Annotated in this window: 1 protein-coding gene; it reads right to left on the bottom strand. The window is 60.2% G+C overall.

Going from position 1 to position 2,545, the window contains the following annotated elements; translation table 11 throughout:
- Positions 1–2,545, bottom strand: a 2,545-nt coding sequence (locus B9Z49_RS21900) for a hypothetical protein (protein WP_158273569.1), incomplete at both ends; no start/stop codon positions are given.

Raw genomic sequence — 2,545 nt, 5'->3', positions numbered from 1 at the left:
CTGCCCACGGTGGTGGTCAGCCCATCGGTGCGGGCGATGGCCACTTGCGGTGGCGTCAGGTCGATGGTCATCAGGTGCGTGGCCACCGCGCCTGCGCCGTATGCGGGCACGGCTGTGGTGTTGGTCAAGCCCACGATGGTGGCGCGGATGGTGTAGTTGCCCGCCGCCTCAAAGACGGTTTCGTTGTTCCACGACCAAGTGGTGCCGTTGACTGTGGCAAAGCCGGTGCTGACCACCGCGTTGCTGCTGTCGAGGATCTGCACCAATACCCGCTCGGTGGCGCCATTGAAGGCTGCAGGCAAGCCGCCCGAGTAGGTCAGCGTCTGGTCGTTGGTGATGAAGTCGGTGGCGCTGGTGCCTGCGTCGGTGCTGATGGCGCTGATGGTGATGGGCGAGATGGTGTTGACCGTCACGTCCACGTCCACCAGCACTTGGGCGCCGGTGGTGCTGTGGTCATAGACCTTGTAGGTGTGGGCCACGCCGTCCACGGCGGTGCCCGAAGCGATGGTGAAGGTGCCCTTGTAGGCCCAGCTACCCGCCAAATCGGTGTTGCCCAGCAAGCCGGCCGAGGCACCGTTGGTGCTGACCACGCCGTCGTTGGCCAGCACGCTCAGGTTGAGCACGTCGTTCAGTTGGCCGTTGACCACGAACTGCACCTTGCCGGTGCTGGTGGTGCTGCCGGTGGGCTGCACGTTGCCGTTGGCCGCTTGCACGGTGCTGGTGAAGGTGTACGGGGCCATGGTGGTGGCATTGCTGCCGCCCAGGCTGAGCACGTTGTTGGCCGACATGGTCAGCTTGGAGGTGCCGCCTTGCAGGGTGATCATCTCCACCTGCTCGATGGGCCTGACGGTCTGGTTGCCGGTGGTGGACTCCAGGTTGAGCGTGGTGCCTGCGGCGAGCTTGAGGTTGTCGATGCCCGTGCCGCCGTTGATGATGCCACCAGCAGCCAATGTGGCTTGCAAGCTGGTGTTGCCCACGGTGATGGTGTCGTTGCTGCCCAAAGCGTCCAGAGCGCCTGCGGTGTAGCTCAGGGTGTCAGGGTTGGCGGTGGGGCCTGCTGTGCCGAAGGTGTTGGTACTCGAACTGGTTTGAGGGACGACCACAATGGAGTCTGCCCAAGCGTCGGAACTCCCGGAACTGCTGACCGCCGTATTGGTGATCCGGATTGTGCTGCTCGAGCCTGTCGCTACAAAATTGAACGACATGGGTACGGTCGACCTGTCGCTCACCACTGCAGTTTGTGTGCTGATGATTTGGTTGGCGCCGTCCAAGATATCGACCTTGAACGTGTGACTGGCTACCGCCGTGCCGTTTTGACCGACGTTCAAGCTCACGGAATAGCTTTGCCCTGCAGTGGTGGCCAGCACCTGGTATGCAGAGTCACCGGCAGGGGTATTGTTTCCATTGAAAACCAGCACGTTGTAAACGGAATAAGGGTCATCAATGCTGTAGTTGTAGATGCCACTGCCTGTGGTTGTCCAGCCGTTGAGATTGCCCGTAAAGGTGCCGTTCGTGACCAAGTTGGAAGCAACAGAAGTCTCCGTCCACTGATTCGACAAGCCACTCTGGTTGCCCTGCGCATCCACCTGCTTGGCCGCAAAGGTGTTGCTGCCTACGTAGATGTTGGTCAATCCTGTGACGGTCCAGTTGCCTGAGCTGTCCACCACTGCCGAGCCCACCACATTGGTGTAGGTGTTGTCGTACAAATAAACGGTGTTACCTGGGATGCCCGTGCCGCTGACAGATGGCGGTGCAATTTGCACTTGGGTTGACTCGCCTAAGTAAATGCGGTCAAAAATCACATCGTTGGCGGCAGAGTTTGTAGTGACCCACGCCATGGCCAACTTGTAATTGCCCGTCGCCCCTGTGAAAGTGAACGTGTTGGTATAAGTGGCCATGTCCGCAGTGAGCGGCGTGGCCGTAGCGTATGCGCTGGCATTGTCACCATGGGTTTTGTACCACGGCGTTGCCGCTTGCACAAAGTTGGCACCTGTTGAATCCAGAAGCATCCAGCGCGCATTGGCCGCCCAAGGGTTGCCCCCGTAGAGCTTGGCATCCCACGCAAACGTGTATTCCTTGCCTTGCGTCAATGCTATGGTGCCAACGGTTCTCGTCAGCGCATTAGCCGTGCCCATTGAAGAGTCGTTATTATCGATGTAGAACAGGGTGTTGCCTGTGTCCACACCAAAAGGACCTCCACTCAGGGTCGAAGGTGCCACGGCGGTGTTGTAACTGGTCCAGACACCCGCCGGGTTGGTGGCATCACCTGCTGGCACCAAATTGGTACCGTACACCGTTGTCGATTGATTGAACGGCTGGCTAAAGTCACCGCTGGTCCCCGTGATCACAGGAGGCGCTTCGGTCAAATCCGTGTTGACCACCTGCGTAGCGGTGGTGCCGACGTTGCCCGCCGCGTCCGCCACTTTGGCCGTGTAGGTCCAGCTGGCGTTGCTGGCGTAGCCCGCCAGATCGGTGATCTCCCACGTCGTGCCACCCGGGGCCACCGTGGCGGTGCCAATCAAGGTGCCGCCCACGTACACATTGA

Source organism: Limnohabitans sp. 2KL-51 (genome assembly GCF_003063645.1).
GTDB lineage: Bacteria > Pseudomonadota > Gammaproteobacteria > Burkholderiales > Burkholderiaceae_C > Limnohabitans_A.
The sequence above is the reverse complement of the archived record's forward strand: the minus strand, read 5'-3'. Positions and strand labels throughout refer to the sequence as shown.